The organism is Micromonospora noduli (assembly GCF_003264365.1).
GTDB lineage: Bacteria > Actinomycetota > Actinomycetes > Mycobacteriales > Micromonosporaceae > Micromonospora > Micromonospora noduli.
In genome coordinates this window covers 133,510-152,324 of record NZ_PYAK01000012.1, presented here as the reverse complement: position 1 = coordinate 152,324, position 18,815 = coordinate 133,510, and the positions used below count along the sequence as shown (strand labels likewise).

Below are 18,815 nucleotides of genomic sequence, written 5' to 3'. Positions count from 1 at the left end.
CGGCACTGCCCGGGCCAAGACAGGCTCGCCCGGCGTGCCCGACGGGGTGCCCAGCGGGCCGCGACCTGCCTCCGGCCAGGGGCCCCGGCCCGATGCCCGCCCGCTCTGGCCCGGCCCGCCGACGGCTCAACCGATGGGCTGGCCCGTCACCGCGCTGATCAGCACCGTGGAGAGGCCGCCGCCCACCACCGCAGCGGCAACCGCGATGGTCGCCGAGCGCCAGGTCGTACCCACCCGCCGCAGCAGCGCCGCCACCACCAGGCTGCTCACCAGAGCCAGACCGAAGCGCGGCGAACCGGCCAGAAGTGACTCCAGTGCGCGGGACCGGGCGGACTCACACCCGCCCCCGCTGATGTCGGTCACGCAACCAGCCGGCGCCTGGCTGTCCAACGTCAGCAGCCAAACGAAGATCAGCATCGCCGGCACCAGGTAACAGGCCGCCGTGTACAGCAGAGGCCGGACGGACCCACCCGGATCCGGGTCCAGCAGGTCGTCCTCCAGACGCCGCGCCCAGGCACCCGTGGCCGCCGACTCGACCCGCCGACGTACCGACGCCGTTCCCACCGCCGGCCGGTCCGCCCGACGCCGGGGCGTACCCGGACGCGGCGCGCCCGGACGCGGCGCAGGCGCGCTGCGCGGCCGTGGGGCGGTGTATCCCACCACCGGAGAGCGGGGCGCCGACGTCGTCGGATCCATCCAACGTGGGTCGTCATCGGCCAACCGAGTGCCGGACCAGAACCCGTCATCCCGGCTCGGCCACCCCTCGGCCGCCACCGAGCGATCGGAGCGCGGCGCCAGCGTACGGTCCCACTGGTCGTCCTCGATCGCGGACCGCTCCCACTGGCCGGTGCGGTCCGACCGTTCCCAGCCACCGACGCTCTCCACCGCCGACCACTGCCCGCTCAGGTCCCCGCTGTCCGTGCCGGCCGTCGGCGGCCACGCGTGCACGCCCGAGGCGTCCCACGGGTCCACCGCGGGCGGGTACGACGGTTCGGGCTCCGCCACCCGGTCCGATCCGCGGGCCCACGGGTCGGCCGCCGGACGTGACCAGGACTCCTCCGCCGCACGGCGGCTACGCCGGCTGGGACGGCTCGGCTCCTGCTCCGGCACCTGCTCGCTCTTGGCGGACTCCGGCTCCCCGCCCGACCAGATAACCTGCGGACGGCCAACGGGCGCGCGGCGGGGACGCCGGTCCGAGACAGCGCCGGAGACCGGCTCGTCCTCCCCGGCATCGGCCCGCCGGCGGCCGGAGTAGCCCTGTTCCTGCGGCCGGTCGAGCGTCCACTCCCGGGTGTGGTCCGAGTCCGGCGCCGGGCCGATTGCTGCCTGCTCCCGCCGACGCGGCTCGCTGCCCCGCCGCCGACCACTCGACGACTCGGCGGACCGTCGGCCTGCCCCGGAGATCGGCCGCTCGGGCTCGTCCTCGTCGTCGTCCGGTGCCGCGTGGCGACCACCGCCGTCCGCGTGCCGGACCCCGGACTCCAGCGCCCACCGGGGCAGGTAGGCGTCGACAGGCTCGTCCTGGCCGCGGTCCAACGCACGCCGCCTGCTGGAGGTGCGGTAGCGCCCGTCCTCGTCGTACGGGTCAACCGGAACAGACGCCGCGCGCTCACCCCACGAGGCGGTTGGCTGGCGCTCGCGCGGGCTGCCATCGCCGCGTCCCCAGTCCCGGTAATTCACGGCCGGAGTGTGACCCTTCTGAACCGAAAGCGGAATCCGCTGTCCAGGTGTAGCCGTTCGCTGGAGATAGTACGGGACGATCGTGTCACAGGCCCGACCGAAATATTCTCCTCCACAGGCTGGGGAGCGTGTTTTCGCAGGTCAACCACTTATGGCCGAGAATTCCCCAATGGTTATCCACAGGCTGTGCACACGCTGCGCACATGCTGTCCACCGGGATCCACAGGTTGTCCCGAGGCTCGTCCACCGGCGTTGTTGAGTCTCTGACCTCGGGGTCCGTATGGTTGGCCCTCGACCGCCGGCGATGGCCCCCGATCGACCGGCCCGGTCGAAGGAGAAGTGTCGTACCCCAGCGGTAGAGCTGGGGTTGGATCCGGCGCAGTGGAGGGGGGACCCGTGTCGGTCACCGACGACATGCGGGCAGAGCCACGCTCCGGCGGGGGCCAGCCACCCGCGCAGCGGGATGGCCAGTTCGACAAGACCCCGCCCCAGGACGTCGCGGCCGAGCAGTGCGTCCTCGGCGGCATGCTGCTCTCCAAGGACGCCATCGCCGACGTCGTCGAGATCCTCAAGACCAACGACTTCTACCGGCCGGTGCACGCCACCATCTTCGACATCATCCTCGACATCTACGGCCGGGGTGAGCCGGCCGACTCGATCACTGTCGCGGCGGCGCTCGCCGACTCCGGGGATCTGGTACGCATCGGTGGCGCGCCGTACCTGCACACACTCATCGCCAGCGTGCCCACCGCCGCCAACGCCGCCTACTACGCCCGCATCGTCAGCGAGCGGGCGGTGCTACGCCGACTGGTCGAGGCTGGCACGAAGATCGTGCAACTGGGCTACGGCACCGCCAGCGGCGGCAGCCGAGACGTGGACGACGTCGTCGACCTCGCCCAGCAGGCCGTGTACGACGTCACCGAACGGCGGGTCAGCGAGGACTTCGCGGTCCTGGCCGACATGTTGCAGCCGACGCTCGACGAGATCGAGGCGGTGGGGGCGACCGGCGGCATGATGACCGGCGTGCCGACCGGCTTCAGCGACCTGGACCGACTGCTCAACGGCCTGCACGCCGGACAGTTGATCATCGTGGCCGGAAGGCCGGGTTTGGGCAAGGCGCTCGCGCTCGACACCCCACTGCCGACCCCGGATGGCTGGACCACCATGGGCGAGGTCAAGGCGGGCGATCAGCTACTGGCTGCGGACGGATCTCCGACCACTGTCACACACGCCTTCGACGTGATGCACGACCGTCCCTGCTACGAGGTCGAGTTCTCGGACGGCACCGTCATAGTGGCGGACGCTGAGCACCTGTGGAAGACGACCACGCGGGCGATCCGGCGGCAGGAACCGGCGCGGCAGAGGCGGCACTGGCCCGAATCGTCGCTGGCCAACGTGCGTGCGGCACATGAGCGGCTGAGCTCCCTGGGGAACCAGCCGATCACGCTCTTCGACACGATTGAGCAGGTTGGGCCGGAGTTCCGGCATGTCCTGCACACCGTCGCCCGTGAGGTCGGGTCGGTTGGCCGGATCAGCCGTCCCATTGTCCGCAACGGCAAGCCACAGAACTGGACTGCACCGGGCTATCCGGCCGGTCCGCTTCTGGGCACGCTTCTTGAACGAGCCGAGCGGGAGGTCAATGCCGGCAGCCGGGCCGACCACGACGGCGTTGTCACCACCGCCCAGATCGCGGCCACGCTACGTACCGACACCGCCCAGCGACGGCTCAACCATGCCGTACGCAACTGCGCTCCCATCCAACTCCCGGACCGTGAGCTGCTGGTCCCGCCCTACACCTTGGGAACATGGCTCGGTGACGGGCACAGCGACGCCAGCCGCTTCACCACGGCAGATCCGGAGATGGTCGCGCACGTCGAGGCGGACGGATTCGTCGTGCGGCCCAGCGGGCCGATGGTCTACACCATTCTGCTGCAGCCCACGTCCGCTGCTGCGGGGAGCGGTGTCTGCGTGGACTGTGGCGCTTCGACCAGGGCGTTGCGTGAGAATCCAGCGACGAGGAAGTGTGCCGACTGCCGTCACCGGAACGGTTCCTTCCTCGGGCTGTTGCGTCAGGTCGGGGTAGCGGGGAACAAGCACATCCCGGGCGTCTATCTGCGCGCCTCGGAGGCTCAGCGCAGGGCGTTGCTCGCTGGGCTGATGGACACCGATGGGACCGTCGCCCCCTCCGGCAACTTGCAGTACACGTCGACCTCGAAGCGGCTGGCTGATGACGTACGCGAACTCATCGTCAGCCTCGGCTACCGCTGCACGGTCAACGCGAAGCCGGTGCGCGGACGCACCGACGAGTCGTCGATCGCGTACACGCTGAACTTCTCCACACCGGATGTCATCTTCCGGCTCAGGCGGAAGCAGGATGCACACGCCGAACGCCGCCGCACCACCTCCGACGTTCGAACGACCTCGCGGTTCATCGTCGACGTCCGGCCGGTCCCCAGCGTTCCGGTGCGGTGCGTGACCGTCGACAACGACGAACACCTGTACCTGGCCAGCCGGGCGATGATCCCTACCCACAACAGCACGGCCAGCATGGACTTTGCTCGAAATGCTGCTATTCGCGCCAACCAGGCGGCAGCCATCTTCTCGCTGGAAATGAGCAAGGTCGAGATCGTCATGCGGCTGCTCTCCGCTGAGGCGCGGGTGCCGCTGCACGTGCTGCGCAGCGGTCAGCTCTCCGACGACGACTGGACCAAGCTGGCCCGGTGCATGGGTGAGATCAGCGAGGCGCCGCTCTTCGTCGACGACACGCCGAGCATGAACCTGATGGAGATCCGGGCCAAGGCTCGGCGGCTCAAGCAGCGGCACGACCTCAAGATGATCGTGGTCGACTATCTCCAGCTGATGACCTCACCGAAGCGCACCGAGAGCCGCCAGCAGGAGGTCGCGGACCTGTCCCGTGGCCTGAAGCTGTTGGCCAAGGAGGTCGAGTGCCCGGTGATCGCGGTCAGTCAGCTGAACCGTGGCCCCGAGCAGCGCACCGACAAGCGACCCCAGCTGTCTGATCTTCGTGAGTCGGGCTGCCTTACTGCGGAGACCCGGGTGGTACGCGCGGATGACAACACCGAGATCACGCTCGGTGAGCTGTTGTCCAACGGCGCAAAGGACATCCCGGTCTGGGCGTTGGACGAGAGCCTTCGCTATACGCCTCGCACCATGACCCACGTCTTCCCGAGCGGCACCCGCGAAGTTTTCCGGCTGACCCTCGCGTCGGGCAAGCAGATCGATGCCACAGCGAATCACCCCTTCCTCGCGTTCAGCGGCTGGTTGCCACTCGGTGAGTTGTCGCCCGGAGACCGCATCGCTACGCCGCGACACCTACCGCCTCCAATGGTCACCCGCCCGTGGGTCGACGCCGAGGTGGTCATGTTGGCGCACCTCTTGGGCGACGGGTCCTTCGTGCGGCACCAACCCATCCGGTACGCGAGTTGTGATGAGCTGAACCTGCAGGCCGTGACCGAAGCAGCGAAGCACTTCGGGATTTCCGCCGTCCGCGACGACTATGCGGCTGCGAGGGTGACAACCCTCCGCCTGCCGGCCCCCTATCGTCTGGCTCGCGGTCGGCGTAACCCGATCGCGTCTTGGTTGGACGAGTTGGGCCTCTTCGGTCTGAGGTCACACGAGAAGTTCCTCCCTTCTGCCGTCTTCAGCCTGCCCAAGGAACAGATCACCAGCTTCTTGCGGCACCTCTGGGCCACGGACGGTTCGGTGACCGTCAACGGCACAGGCCGCGGAGGGCGCGTCTATTTCGCGTCCACGAGCCGACGAATGCTCGAGGACATCTCTCGACTGCTCCTCAGGTACGGCATCACAGCCCGACTGCGGGCCGTACCAGTCGTGGGACATCGCCCTCAGTTCACGCTCGACATCTCCGGTCGGGACGACCAGTTGAGGTTCCTGCGCGAGATTGGCGTCTACGGGCAGCGCTCGGAGGGCTGCGCTGCTCTGCTTGCTGCTCTGGAGTCGACGGAGAGCAACACCAACGTTGACACCGTGCCGCGCGAGGTGTGGACCAGGGTGAAGGAAATCTTGGTCGAGCAGGGGATGACCCACCGTGAGTTCGCGGCTGCCATCGGCACCCAGTTCTGTGGCAGCGCCCTCTGGAAGCGCGCGCCCAGTCGTTCCCGGCTGGCGGCGATCGCCACCGTCCTCAATGCGGCCGACCTCGACTTGCACGCGACCAACGACATCTTCTGGGACTCGATAGTGTCCATCGAGTCGCTCGGTGAACAGGAAGTGTTCGACGCGACTGTGCTCGGGAAGCACAACTTCATCGCCAATGGCATCGCTACCCACAACTCGATCGAGCAGGACGCCGACGTTGTCATCCTTTTGCACCGCGACGACTACTACGACAAGGAGTCGCCGCGGGCCGGGGAGGCGGATTTTATTGTTGCCAAGCATCGAAATGGACCGACCGACACCGTGACCGTCGCGGCCCAGTTGCACCTGTCCCGCTTCGTCGACATGGCCATCGGCTGACCGGCGCGGCAACCGTCGTTCGTCAGCCGAGCAGTGGGAACCAGCCCGCCGACTCACCCAACTCCAGCCGGTCCCGGTCGGTCAGCGGTACGCGCCCGGTGGCCTTCAGCAGGAAGTCGTGGTCGTCCCACGCGGTGGGTCGAACGGTGTCGTCGCTGAGCAGGCCGTCCATTGTCGCTACCGCGACGCGTACCGCCAGTGGGCCGGGCGGCGGCGCGTCGGGCAGTTCCAGCGTCAGGTCCAGGTGGTGGACGGCGGCCTCGGTGGTAAGGGTGGCGAGGAAATCCGGCACGCGCAGCACGTGTCCCTGGGTGGTCACGTACCCCTCGGGGTCGGCTGACGTGGCGGCGCGGACCGCCGCCGGCGCGGTGTCGCGCCAGAACTCGACGATCCCGCTCGGGCGGTCGAAGGCGGCAGCCGATCGGCGGACCCACCAGGCGTGCCGGGCGGCCTCGTCGTCGTTGCCGGGAAAGTCACGCCAGTAGCTCACGTCGTCGACGTCGGCGGGGCCGTCGACGGGGCTGGCCAGGGTGACGAGTGCCCGCTGGGCGTCGCCGAGCACGTGCAGGAGCAGGTCGGCGATGAGCCAGCCCCGGCAGCGGGTGGCTTGTTGCAGGCCGGCATCGTCCAGGCGACCGACCACCGCGGTGATGCCGTCGTACGCTTGGGCCAGCGCCTCGTCCGGTCGGATCGCGGTCATGCGACTCAGCCTCGCATGAAGCATCGTGCCCGCCAACGACCAATGGCCCGGGTGGTGTGCCCGGGCCGACGCGTGATCGACCCGGGCGGGGGGTCGGCCTGGGCTCAGCCGAACATCTCGTCGAGGAAGCCCTTGCGCTTCTTCTGCCGGTAGTGGCCGTGGTAGCCGTGGTGTTGCTGCTGCTGGTGGCCGTAGGCCGGCTGCGGCGGGTAGCCGTGGGCGGGCGGGGGCGGCGGCGGGACGGCGCCGTAACCGGGCTGGTGCGGCGGGGGCGGCGGGGGCGGGTAGCCGGCCGGCTGCTGCGCGGGCTGCCCCGGCGCGCCGCCGGTCTGTTGGCGGCTCCAGTTGGCCTCCGCCTCGAACAGCTTCTCCAGCTCGCCGCGGTCCAGGAAGATGCCTCGGCACTCCCCGCACTGGTCGATGACGACGCCGCTGCGCTCGTACTGGCGCATTTCTCCGTGACACTTGGGACAGGTGAGGCTACTCATCGCCCGACGGTACCTGGTGGACCTATGCAGTTGCTGTGAGCGCCTCGGTGACTTCTTCGTCGGACACCTCGTGGAAATCGTCGTAGTAGACGCTGACCGCGCCGAAGTCCGCCGGGCGTTGCGCGCAGATGACCTGGTCGGCCTCGGCGGCGAGCAGTTCGTACGCCTCCTGCGCGCCGACCGGGACCGCGACCACGACGCGGTGTGCCCCGAGTTGGCGGACGACCTCGACGGCGACGCGGGCGGTTGCGCCGGTGGCAAGGCCGTCGTCGACGATCACGGCCGTCCGCCCGGTGAGGTCCAGCTGTGGGCGATCGCCCCGGTAGAGCCGTTCCCGGCGTTCCAGTTCGGCTTGCTCCCGATGGCGGACCTCGGCGATGTCGTCGCTGCTGAGTCGGCTGGCCACCGCGTCGTTGAGCACTTGGACACCGCCCGGCCCGAGTGCGCCGAAGGCGACCTCCCGGGCCCACGGCATGCCGAGCTTGCGGACGACCAGCACGTCCAGTGGTGCGCCGAGGCGTTCGGCGACGATCCGGGCGACCGGCACGCCGCCACGGACGAGGCCCAGGACGACGACGTCCGGGTCGCCGATGAGTGCGGTGAGCCGTTCGGAGAGCGCCCGGCCGGCGTCGGCCCGGTCGCGGTACGTGGTCATGCCTTCAGGTCTACGCCCTGACGCGCCGTTCCGCTCGGAAGTTACGCCGAAGTGGTCCGACCGGACCCCTCATCGGCAGCCGCGGCGGTCGGTGTGTCGCCCGGGCGGTGCAGGGCGGGAGCCCAGGTCAGCAGTGCCAGCGGGTACAGCAGGTAGCCGAAGCGGGTCGAGGGCATCAGGACGATGGCGGCGAGCAGCCCGTACCCGCAGATGAGCGCGGTGGCGACGGCGGTGCGGGGCGGGCGGCGGGCGAGCCGGACGGCGATGGCCACTCCGACGGCGACCAGCAGCCCGGCGGCGATCAGCCGGCCGGCGGGTAGCGCGCTGGCGATCAGGTAGCCGGGGAACGGGGACTGCGCGGGGCTGGTGACCAGCCCGTGGCCGAGGGGGAAGCGCAGCACGTTCTCGGTGAGGGCGTCGCGGTCCACCAGCAGCGCCGGCAGTAGTGCGGCGATGGGCAGTCCGATGGCGCCGACAGCGACTCGGGTGCCGGCGCGTCGCGTCAGGCCCCAGACGATCAGGACCAGGGCGACCGGCCAGGCGAACAGCTTCAGCGCGCCGGCGAGCCCGACCGCGAGGCCGGCCCGGCCGGGTCGGTCGGCGGCGGCGAACGCGAGGGCCAGCAGGCAGAGCGCGAGTACGGGTAGGTCGTCGCCGCCGGTGGCGAGGGTGAGGGCACAGATCGGCAGTACGGTGGCGGCCTGCACGCCGCGCAGCAGGGCGGCGTCCCGCCGGTGGGTCGCGGCGGTGGTGGCCTGCCCGGCGGTGGCGGGTGTTCTGCGCATGGCGGCCACGGCCAGGGCGAGCACCAGCGCGGTGCCCACCGCGAACCAGACCCGGGAGTCGGTCCACCAGGTGTCGAGCAATGCTCTGGGCAGGCCGAACATCGCCATGCCGGGCTGGTACGGGGTGTAGCCCATCAGTTGCTCGCCCGGTGGCAGGGCGGCGATGGCGTCGGGTCCGAGGTATGGCGTGCCGTGTTCCAGGAGGCGGCTGCCAGCCTGCTCCACGACCAGCACCTCCTCCTGGGCCCGGTCGGTGCGCCCACCGGCCCGGTCGATGCTCTGCCAGGCCAGGGGCAGCAGTGTGGTGGTGGCCCAGGCGAGGCCGGTGACCGCCCAGCGGGCTGGCAGACCGGTCAGCCGGGAGGTCGGAGAGCGTCGACGTAGCAGAAGTTGGGCGATCACCGTCAGCGTTGCGAGCAGGTAGCCGACGGAGGCGACCGCGCCCCAGGCGCGGTGCGGCAGCAGGGTGGACGTGACCGCTGTGATCGCGGCGAAGGTGGCCGAGACGGCGTAGAGGCCCAGGTCGAGGGCGAGTCCGCCGGCGGCGTTGTCGAGCGTGCGCCAGTGCCAGCGACTGCGGTGGGCGGTCGGGTCGTCGACGATCACGCGCGACAGTCTGGCAGACCGGGCTGCCCGCGTAGCGGGGCGATGCCTGCTCAGGCGGGCAGGTGTGGCAGGCGGTCGGGCCTGGAGCGGCCGACCTGGCGGCGGTTCTGGCTCAACCGGATCACCGCCCCCGTGTCGTGCAGAGGCGCGGCGAGGGTGCCCGGTCGGCCGCCCGAGCCGCGTTGCATCGCCGCGAGCAGAGTGCCGGACGGCATCGGCCGGGCGAACAGGTGCCCCTGGCCGGCGACGCAGCCCAACTCCCAGAGGGCGCGCCGCTGCGGCTCGCTCTCCACCCCTTCGGCCACCACGTCCAGGTCGAGGCTGCGACCCAGGTCGAGGGTGGAGCGGATCACGGCGGCGGCCTCCGCCGAGCTCTCCATCGTCGTCACGAAGCTCCGGTCGATCTTCAGCTCGTGAACCGGGATTCGGGAGAGCAGCGAGAGTGAGGAGTAGCCGGTGCCGAAGTCGTCCAACGCCAACCGGACTCCCTCGTCGCGTAGTCGGCTGAGCACCCGGTCGACCACGTCGAGTTGGCTGAGGGTCAGCGTCTCGGTCAACTCCAGGACCAGCCGGTCCGGTGGTAGGTCGTGGGCGCGCAGCCGGGCCAGCACCGAGCCCGGGAACCGCGCGTCGAGCAGGCTGCGCGGGGACACGTTGACCGCGACCGGTACGTCGAAGCCGGCGTCGCGCCAACTCACCGCCGCGATCAGCGCCTGGTCGAGGATCGCTTCGGCGAAGGCCGGTAGCAGCCCGGACCGTTCCACCGCCTCCAGGAACCGCAGCGGGTCGATCAGGCCGTGGGTGGGGTGGTGCCAGCGGGCCAGCGCCTCAGCGCTGGTCACCTCACCGGTGCCCAGGTCGACGATCGGTTGGAAGTTGACGACGAACTCGTGGTCGGCGACCGCGCGCGGTAGGTCACCGCCGAGGGTGAGACGACCGAGGTCGGCGGTGTCGCGGGTCGGGGCGTACGTGGAGATCCGCTGCCCGGCCCGCTTCGCCTGGTACATGGCCACGTCGGCGCGGCGCAGCAACTCGGCCATGCCTCCGTTGGACGGGGCGCCGGAGATCCCGCCGCTGGCCTCGACGCTGATTCGCATGCCGTCCAACTCGAACGGCTCGTGCAGGGCGGCGAGCAGCGTCTCGGCCCGGTGCGCGGCGACCGCCGGGGCCGGCAGACCGCGCATGAGTACGGCGAACTCGTCGCCTCCGAGGCGGGCCACCAGGTCGCTCGGCTGGGCCGCACCCCGCAACCGGTCGGCCACCTGCACCAGCACCTGATCGCCGGCGGCATGCCCGAGCGTGTCGTTGACCTCCTTGAAATGGTTGAGGTCGATCAGCACCAGCGCGGTCACCCCGTCGGCGTGGCGGGTGCTCAACTGTTCGGTGCCCTCGTCGAGGAGGTGCCGGCGGTTGGCCAGGCCGGTCAGCGCGTCGTGTGAGGCCGCGTACGCGTGCTCGTCGGCGACCCGGGCCAGTTCGGCGTACGCCTGGGCGTTGCGGACGGCCGTGCAGAGCGCGGAGGCGAAGGTGCGCAGGGTGTACTGCTCCCGCTCGGAGAGCTGCACCGGGCCGCGGAAGCGCAGTCGAAGCATGCCGACGTCGACCGTCCGGTCGTGGCCTTCCAGCGGCGCGGGGACGATCGTGCCGTCCACGTCGGTGGGCGTGCCGGTCGGGCCGTCGAAGGTGATGCCGCCGGTGCCGCCGCGTACGGTGCGGCCGCCGTCGCGCAGCTCGATCTCGACCTCGTCGGCGGAGAACAACTCGGCGGCCTGGGTGACAGCTGTGGTGAGGACGTTGTCCAGGTCGACCACGTTGAGCGCGTCGGTGGTGCGGGCGAGCCGCTGCCACGCCTGCTGCTCGGTGCGGCCGCGGATGCGCGCGGAGTAGGCCAGGTGCAGGCTCAGGACCAGGGGCGGGACGGCGAGCAGGAGCCGTGGATCCATCTGGAGGGTGAGCAGGGTCAGGGCCGCCACCACGAACCGGACCGCGTAGCCGGCCAGGCGAAGATCCAGGTTGCTGCGGAACTGAGTCGAGATCTTGGTGCCGGAGGCGAGCGCGATCACGGGGATCGCCAGCACCTCGTCGAGGAAGGCGGCGAGGAGGTACGCGACCGACAGGATCCCCACCAGCTGCGGGGCCTGCATGGCGGGCCAGGTCCAGCCGAGCAGTGCGAAGGCAGTGCCTGCCCCGGCCGCGACGAGGACGTTCTTGCCGACGCCGAAGGCCAGCTTGATCGGTGGTAGCCGGGCCGAGGCGATGGTGATCCCGATGCAGGTGCAGAGCACCACCCACGGAACGGGGGCAATGGCAGCCGCGATGACGATCGCCGCCTCGCTCCAACTGATCAGGTGCACCGCGGACCGGACACGTACGCGCGTCTTGACGAACGCACCCAAGGCGATCATTGCGGTCAGCGTTACCAGGGTTGCTCCGTCGGGTGTCGGAGCCTCGGCCGCAGGGAAGGTCAGTCTCAGGGAGGCGAGCGCAACGATCGTGGCAGCAACGACGAGGAGACCGACGATCAGCCGTAGCCGTCGATCGGTCCCGTCATCGCGTCGTTGTGAAGAGGCCACGCAACTCCTGGATTACCTCGCCTGTCGTACCCGCAACCATATCGCCGAGCGATGCAGAAGTCCTGCACCGATGTCAGCCCCACTCGTTTCCGCGCATTTCACCCACCCTCTCCTTCGTGAGCTTGTCGGACTCCGTTGAAGCCGACTCTCTACGAATGGAGCTTAAATGGGGTTGGCCCTAGTTAGGGATGATAAATGTCGTTATCCTCAACATTAGTTAATCCTGTGCGCATAAGTGACATTCTGTTTGCGTTCCGGTGCGGAGAGCGCTGGGATGCTCGCCTGTTGCATCCGGTCCGTTGCGGAATGTCGTGAGCGGTGCCGAGTGATTAGACCGCGTCCCCAGTGTGGGTGCTGTCGTGCCGCAACTCATCCGCCGATTCGGTCGACCGCTCGTCAGCTTCAGCCAGGAGTCCCCTTCGTCGACCGTGGCGCAACCGTTCGCAGATGAACATTGATGATGGTGGCACTGCCCCGGGGCGTTCCCGGGGTCAGGACCGAGGTCGGTACCGAAACCACTAGTTGGGGGCTTTCGCTCCTTCTCTCCGCGCTGCGGCATGAGTCGAGAACGCCGACGCAACCGGTGGTTCTTGCAATGTTCGCATTGCACTCGTCGGCCGGTCGCAGCGGACGGCCGCGGGAGCGTTCGCATCGGCAGCCTGATTGGCATCAGCCGTTACATCCGGTGCCCGTAAGCTTCGTTGCGTGATCGGCTGAATACCCCGCTGAAGCAGGGGGGACGGGTGGAGATTCAACTTCTGGGCGGCCTCTCGGTGCAGCTGCTCGCTCGCAAGCTGCACCTGGGTACGCCCAAACAGCAGGCTGTCCTCGCGATGCTCGCGGTTCAACCCGGGCAACTGGTGACCCTCGACGACCTGGTCGACGAGCTGTGGCCGGACGCCCCGCCGCGCTCCGCGGTGGCGAACGTACGGACCTATGCCGCCAATCTGCGCCGAACCTTCGAGGCTTTCGAGTCCGGTCGGGGTGTCCTCGTCAGGCAGCAGAGCGGCTACCGTCTCACCATTGGGCCGGATGCTATTGACGTGTTTCGCTTCGAGGCGGAGTGCGCTGCGGGTCGCGAGGCCCTGATAGCCGGCCACGTCGAGCGCGCCCTGGAACGGTTGGGGTCCGCCGTAGGGCGCTGGCGGGGTGCGATGCTCGCCGGCATCGCGCTCGGGCCTGTGCTCGGCGCGCGCGTGGTGGCCGCCGAGGAGGAGCGCCTGCTGGCCGTGGAGCTCCTTGCCGACGCGCAGCTCAGGGCGGGACGGGGCGACCAGGCGATCCCCCTGTTACGGGAGGTCATCGCCCGTCATCCCCTCCGGGAACCGGCGTACGTCCTCCTCGCGCGGGCGCTGCACGAGCGCGGCGACCACGCGGGCGCGCTCGTGACGTACGACGAGGTTCGGGCGAAGCTGATGGCCGAACTCGGCGTCCTCCCGGGTTCCGACCTCCAGGCTCTCCAACGCACGATCGTTTCGGCTGTGCCAGCCCGGCGACCGGCGAACCGCGCCGCATCCCGTCCGGCCGGCCAGAGCGCCCGCCCTGCTACGAACCCAACGTCCACAGTCGGTGTCCTGGTGCCCGCAAGAGCGCCTCAGCCCGACCTGGTGGATCACCTCCCGCGAGCGGTCACCGACTTTGTCGGCAGGGAGGACGTGGTGTCGCGGCTGCTGGCGGAGACCCGGCGGGTCGAGGAGAGGGTGCCAGCCGTGCACATCATCGACGGCATGGCGGGTAGCGGCAAGACGACACTTGCCGTGCACCTGGCCCGCCGGTTGGCCGATCGATACCCGGACGCCGCGCTGTTCATCGACCTGTGCGGGCACGGCGAGAAGAACCGGGTGGAGCCGGCGAGTGCTCTGGTCTCCCTGCTACGGCAGTTGGGCGTTCCGGCTGGCCGTGTACCGGTGGAGTTCGACGACCGGATGGAGTTGTGGCGGCAGGAGTTGGCCCGGCGGCGGTCAGTGATAGTGCTCGACAACGCGGCGAGCAGCGAGCAGATCATGCCCCTGCTGCCGGTCGAGCCGACCACCGTCGTACTGGTGACCTCGCGGCGGCGTCTGACCCACCCGCATGTCGGGCCCTCGCAGACGCTTCCGCTCCTCAGCCCTCGGGAGAGCGTTGAACTCCTCAGCCTGAGCGTCGGTCGGGACCGGGCAGAAGCCGAGCCGGAGGCGGCCGCCGAGGTGGTGCGCCGATGCGGGTACCTCCCACTGGCGATCCGGCTGGCCGGTGCCAGGTTGGCGCATCGGCGGGGCTGGCGGTTGGCGGACCTCGCCGGACAGATGGCCGACGACGCTCCGGTGCTGCGCCATCTCGCTCAGGAAGAAAGCACCGTCACCGGAGCGTTCGCCGCTTCCTACGAGCCGCTTCCGAGTTCGACCAAGCGTGTCTTCCGATTCCTGGGTCTGTATCCCGGTAGCCGCTTCAGCACGCCGGCAGTCGCCGCGCTGACCGGTCTGACGATCGCGGAAGCTCGCGCGGCGCTCGACGACCTCGTCGACAGCAACCTGGTGGAGGACCTGGACTCGACGCGATATCGACTGCACGACCTCATGCGGCAGTACTCCATCGAACTCTGTTCGCGTACCGACTCCGCGAGCGACCGAAAGGCCGGGCTGGCTCACCTGTTCGATTTCACTCTGGAGGTGGCACTGAGGGTCGCCAAGACGCTGGAGTTCAACGACCTGGGATCTCGCGTCACACATCTCCCGTTCGGGCGACCCGAGTTGATCGACGCGATCGGGGAGCCCACCGCCGACTGGTTGGAGAGGGAGCGGACGGACCTGGTGACGATGGTGCGGTCAACCCTCGATGAGGGCTTCCACGAGCACTCCTGGCGACTGGCCCGTGCTCTCTGGCGATTGTGTTACATCCGCGGATACTTCGAGGACATCATCACGACCCACCGGTACGCGCTGACCGCAGCGGAAGCATCCGGGGACGTCGGCGCAACGGCATTGATGAACAACTACCTTGCTTCCGGATACGTCCGCACCGGCGACAACCGGGCAGCGCTGCGCCATCTGACTCGCGCTGTCGCCCTCGCCGGAGAAGCACGGGACGTGCTGAACGCCGCCCGATACCGCGCCAATCTCGCCGCCGTCTACTGGTGGAGCGGCAATCTGGCCGAAGCGGTGACAGTCGGTCTGGAGTGCCTGCGTGACTACAAGGGGTACGGCAACGTCAGGGTGCCGATGGTGCTGCCGAATCTCGGCATCGCACTGACGTCCCTGGGGCGTTACGAGGAGGCGTTACGGATGCACCGCCTGCACCTGGCGTGGGCCCGAACGAACTCCGACGATTTCCACACGCTCAACGCTCTCAGCCACATCGGCGCCGTTCGCCTTCGGATGGGTGACCTTCCGCAGGCGATCCGAATTCTCCTGGCCTCGTTGGCGCTGCGCGATCGGACCGGCCACCGGTATGCCGAGGCCGAGGTGCGCAACGACCTCGGGATCGCCTATCGCGGTCTGGGTCGTCTGGTGGAGGCCCAGCAGGAGCACGAGTTGGCCCGGAAGTTGTCGATCGGTTCGGGGGAGCGACACGTCGAGGCGGCTGCGCTCAACGAACTCGGCCGCACCCTGCTGGCGCAGGGTCGGGGCGGCGAGGCGTTCGAGGTGCACCAGGAGGCGTTGCGGTTGGCCACGCGGATCGCGCACCCCCACGAGCAGGGTCGAGCGTTGGCCGGGCTCGCCGAACACTTCGGCCGCATCGACCCGGCCGAGGCGCGGCGGCACTGGGAGCGGGCGTTGGCGATCTTCCGACGGATGGGCGTGCCGGAGCGCTTCGAGGCCGAACGTCGCCTCGCCGAGTTGACTGGCGCGACAGTGGTCGCAGAGCGCTGACCAGCCTGAACGGCGCTTATCGATTTCTTATCGGCGGGCCCGGTAACTTGGCGGCCGTATCGGCGAACGGGGGAGGTTCTGCCCCTGGGCAGAACCGGGTCGTCGACACGCGCCCGCTGCCAGGTCCCCCCCAGCGACCTCGGCGGCGGGTCGGTGAGGGAGGAGCGGCGTCGGGACCGTTGCGCCGTCAGCACCCGGCGCGTCGTCAGTGTGACGCCGCTCCTTCCGACCGCCGTCGTACCGCACCGATAGGCTCACGACCGTGACCGAACCCGCGCAGCTCAGCCACGTCGATCGCGCCGGCGCGGCCCGTATGGTCGACGTCTCTGCCAAGGCGGTGACGGGTCGGTTGGCCGTCGCGGCCGGCCGTTTGCGGACCACGCCCGAGGTCATCGACCTGTTGCATCGCGACGGGCTGCCCAAGGGTGACGCGTTGGCCGTCGGGCGGCTCGCCGGGATCATGGGGGCCAAGCGCACTCCTGATCTGATCCCGCTCTGCCACCCGATCGCCCTGCACGGTGTCACCGTCGACCTACGGCTGACCGCCGACACCGTGGAGATCACGGCCACTGCCCGCACGGCAGACCGGACGGGGGTGGAGATGGAGGCACTGACGGCGGTTGCTGTCGCCGGTCTCGCCCTGGTCGACATGGTCAAGGCGGTCGACCCGGCGGCCTCGGTGGAGGCGGTCCGGGTGCTGCGCAAGGAGGGCGGCAAGACCGGCGAGTGGGTCCGTCCGGAGGACCGGCCGTGATCCGGGCTCGGGTGATCGTCGCTTCCAACCGGGCCGCGGCCGGTGTCTACGCCGACACCAGCGGGCCGCTGCTCGTCGCCGGCCTGCGTGAGCTGGGCTGCCAGGTCGACGACCCGGTGGTGGTGCCCGACGGTGAGCCGGTCGGGGACGCTTTACGGGCCGCCCGCGCCGATGGTGTCGAGGTGGTGGTGACCAGCGGTGGCACCGGAGTGACCCCGACGGATCGGACACCGGACGTGACCCGGGGCCTGCTGGATTACGAGATCCCCGGCATCGCCGAGGCGATCCGCGCGCACAGTCGTGACCGGGTGCCGACGTCGGTGCTGTCCCGGGGCCTGGCCGGGGTCGCCGGCCGGATGCTGGTGGTCAATCTGCCCGGCTCGACCGGCGGTGCCCGGGATGGCCTGGCCGTTCTCGGGCCGATCCTCGGGCACACCGTCGACCAGCTCCGCGGTGGCGACCACTGACCGCTTCGCGGTGGCGACCACCGACTGGTGCGCGCCAGGCCCGGGCGGGTGTCGGTCCGTGCCGATAGGCTCGGTCGGTGAGCACGGAAACCGCACCCACAGCGGATCGGGTCACCGCCCCACCGCCAGCCGGGTGGGAAGAAGCCCGTTCGCGGGTCTACGCGGTCGGTCTGGCCGCCGCGCTGCCCGCCGCCGCCCGACCACTTGTCGACACGGACGGGTCGACCCTGGCCGAGCCGTTGACCACCCGCACTGACCTGCCGGCGTTCCCGACCTCCAGCGTGGATGGCTGGGCGGTGCGCGGCAGTGGGCCGTGGCGCGTCGTCGGCCGGGTCCTGGCCGGCAGCACCCCCGCGCCGCTCACCGAGGACGACACCACCGTCGAGATCGCGACCGGCGCGATGGTGCCCGAGGGCGCCACCGCCGTGCTCCGCGTGGAGGAGTCCGCCGCGTCCACCACCGGCCTGATCAGCGGCACTCCCCGGAAGACGCCCGAGTGGCGGAACCCCGGCGAGGAGGCGTACGCCGATGAGGAGTTGTTGCCGGCCGGCACGCCGGTCGACCCGGCGGTGATCGGCCTGGCCGCCGCCTGCGGGCACGACACGCTGCGGGTCCGGCGGGCGCCACGCGCCGCGCTGCTGGTCTTCGGCGACGAACTGCTGACGGCGGGCCCGCCCGCGGCGGGTCGCATCCGTGACGCGCTGGGCCCTGCGGTGCCGGCCTGGCTGCGACGGTACGGCTGCCAGGTCCGCCCATCCGACGTGGTCGGCCCGGTGGCTGACACGCTGCCCGCGCACGTGGCGGCCCTACGCTCGGCGCTGGGCCACGCCGATCTGGTCTGCACCACCGGCGGCACGATGAACGGTCCGGTCGACCACCTGCACCCGACCCTGGAGGCGCTCGGCGCCGACTACGTGGTCAACACGGTGGCGGTCCGCCCGGGCTTCCCGATGCTGCTGGCCCGGCTGACCGGCCCCGACGGGCGAGCCCGGTTCGTGGCCGGGCTGCCGGGCAACCCGCAGTCGGCCATCGTGGCGCTGGTGTCGCTTGTCGCCCCGCTGCTCGCCGGCCTCCAGGGCCGGTCGATGCCGGTGCTGCCGCAGGTCACGCTGGCCGAGGCGGTGCCCGGTCGCGGTGACCACACCCACCTGGCGTTGGTCCGACTGGACCGGTCCGCCGGCGTCGCGTTCCCGGTTCGTCACGTCGGCTCGGCGATGCTGCGGGGCCTGGCCGGCGCGGACGGGTTCGCGGTCATCCGACCCGGCACCAGCGGTGAGCCTGGCGACCGGGTGCCGATCGTGCCACTGCCGTTGTTTCCCGGGGAGCGTGCATCATGACCGCACCAGCGATCACCTTCGGCGAGGTCACCGACCAGCCGCTCGACCTCGCCACGCACGAGGCGGCGGTCGCCGACCGCCGGGCCGGCGCCGTGGTGTCGTTCCAGGGTGTGGTCCGCGACCACGACCACGGTCGCCAGGTCACCAGCCTGGAGTACGAGGGGCACCCGAGTGCCGCACAGGTGCTGCGCGAGGTGGCAGCCGAGATCGCCGCGGAGCCCGACGTCTACGCGGTGGCGGTCTCGCACCGGGTCGGCCCCCTGGTGATCGGTGACGTGGCGCTGGTCGCTGCGGTGAGCACCGCGCACCGGGCGGCGGCCTTCGCGGCCTGTGCCCGACTGGTCGACGAGGTCAAGGCGCGACTGCCGATCTGGAAGCGGCAGGTCTTCACCGACGGCACCGAGGAATGGGTCAACTGCCCCTGA

The 18,815-nt window shown here is 70.2% G+C and carries 12 protein-coding genes; 6 read left to right on the top strand and 6 right to left on the bottom strand.

The features are described from left to right. Window positions 1-126 precede the first annotated feature (126 nt). On the bottom strand, window positions 127-1,680 hold the full coding sequence (locus GUI43_RS12835) for a hypothetical protein (RefSeq protein WP_112698874.1): 1,554 nt from the start codon (window positions 1,678-1,680) through the stop codon (window positions 127-129). A gap of 414 nt (window positions 1,681-2,094) precedes the next feature. Here GUI43_RS12835 and GUI43_RS12830 point away from each other — a divergent pair, with 414 nt between their 5' ends. Continuing rightward, window positions 2,095-6,177, top strand: a complete 4,083-nt coding sequence (locus GUI43_RS12830; RefSeq protein WP_346265196.1) for a replicative DNA helicase — start codon at window positions 2,095-2,097, stop codon at window positions 6,175-6,177. Window positions 6,178-6,199: 22 nt separating this feature from the next. Here GUI43_RS12830 and GUI43_RS12825 read toward each other — a convergent pair whose 3' ends face one another. From GUI43_RS12825 to GUI43_RS12805, 5 genes are all read right to left on the bottom strand, one after another. Continuing rightward, the gene (locus GUI43_RS12825; RefSeq protein WP_112698872.1) at window positions 6,200-6,877 is read right to left on the bottom strand and encodes a maleylpyruvate isomerase N-terminal domain-containing protein; all 678 of its coding nucleotides are present in this window, start codon (window positions 6,875-6,877) and stop codon (window positions 6,200-6,202) included. A gap of 104 nt (window positions 6,878-6,981) precedes the next feature. Continuing rightward, a complete protein-coding gene (locus tag GUI43_RS12820) occupies window positions 6,982-7,365 on the bottom strand; it encodes a TFIIB-type zinc ribbon-containing protein (RefSeq protein ID WP_091396643.1) in 384 nt (127 codons plus the stop codon). Between the two features lie 22 nt (window positions 7,366-7,387). Continuing rightward, window positions 7,388-8,020, bottom strand: a complete 633-nt coding sequence (locus GUI43_RS12815) for a phosphoribosyltransferase (RefSeq protein ID WP_112583901.1) — start codon at window positions 8,018-8,020, stop codon at window positions 7,388-7,390. Window positions 8,021-8,061: 41 nt separating this feature from the next. Then, window positions 8,062-9,411, bottom strand: a complete 1,350-nt coding sequence (locus tag GUI43_RS12810) for a glycosyltransferase 87 family protein (protein ID WP_112698871.1) — start codon at window positions 9,409-9,411, stop codon at window positions 8,062-8,064. 50 nt (window positions 9,412-9,461) lie between these two features. Next, window positions 9,462-11,984: a putative bifunctional diguanylate cyclase/phosphodiesterase gene (locus tag GUI43_RS12805; protein ID WP_170158721.1), complete on the bottom strand. Its 2,523-nt coding sequence runs from the start codon at window positions 11,982-11,984 to the stop codon at window positions 9,462-9,464. A gap of 743 nt (window positions 11,985-12,727) precedes the next feature. On the opposite strand from GUI43_RS12805, the gene GUI43_RS12800 reads away from it, so the two are divergent. From GUI43_RS12800 to GUI43_RS12780, 5 genes are all read left to right on the top strand, one after another. Further along, entirely contained in the window at window positions 12,728-15,832 is a 3,105-nt protein-coding gene (locus GUI43_RS12800; protein ID WP_112698869.1) for an AfsR/SARP family transcriptional regulator, read from the top strand. A gap of 262 nt (window positions 15,833-16,094) precedes the next feature. Beyond that, window positions 16,095-16,586, top strand: a complete 492-nt coding sequence (gene moaC / locus GUI43_RS12795) for a cyclic pyranopterin monophosphate synthase MoaC (protein WP_088987073.1) — start codon at window positions 16,095-16,097, stop codon at window positions 16,584-16,586. Then, entirely contained in the window at window positions 16,583-17,053 is a 471-nt protein-coding gene (locus tag GUI43_RS12790; protein WP_112601339.1) for a MogA/MoaB family molybdenum cofactor biosynthesis protein, read from the top strand. Before moaC ends, GUI43_RS12790 begins: the two co-directional genes overlap by 4 nt. A gap of 77 nt (window positions 17,054-17,130) precedes the next feature. Then, window positions 17,131-18,390, top strand: coding sequence for a molybdopterin molybdotransferase MoeA (locus GUI43_RS12785; protein ID WP_112583897.1), 1,260 nt, complete (start codon window positions 17,131-17,133; stop codon window positions 18,388-18,390). Continuing rightward, window positions 18,387-18,815, top strand: a complete 429-nt coding sequence (locus tag GUI43_RS12780) for a molybdenum cofactor biosynthesis protein MoaE (RefSeq protein ID WP_091396665.1) — start codon at window positions 18,387-18,389, stop codon at window positions 18,813-18,815. The genes GUI43_RS12785 and GUI43_RS12780 overlap by 4 nt, the downstream gene beginning before the upstream one ends.

Coding starts and splice junctions, on each gene's coding strand:
- GUI43_RS12830 (WP_346265196.1), top strand. CDS start 2,095: ATGCGGGCAGAGCCACGCTCCGGCGGGGGCCAGCCACCCGCGCAGCGG.
- GUI43_RS12825 (WP_112698872.1), bottom strand. CDS start 6,877: ATGACCGCGATCCGACCGGACGAGGCGCTGGCCCAAGCGTACGACGGC.
- GUI43_RS12820 (WP_091396643.1), bottom strand. CDS start 7,365: ATGAGTAGCCTCACCTGTCCCAAGTGTCACGGAGAAATGCGCCAGTAC.
- GUI43_RS12815 (WP_112583901.1), bottom strand. CDS start 8,020: ATGACCACGTACCGCGACCGGGCCGACGCCGGCCGGGCGCTCTCCGAA.
- GUI43_RS12780 (WP_091396665.1), top strand. CDS start 18,387: ATGACCGCACCAGCGATCACCTTCGGCGAGGTCACCGACCAGCCGCTC.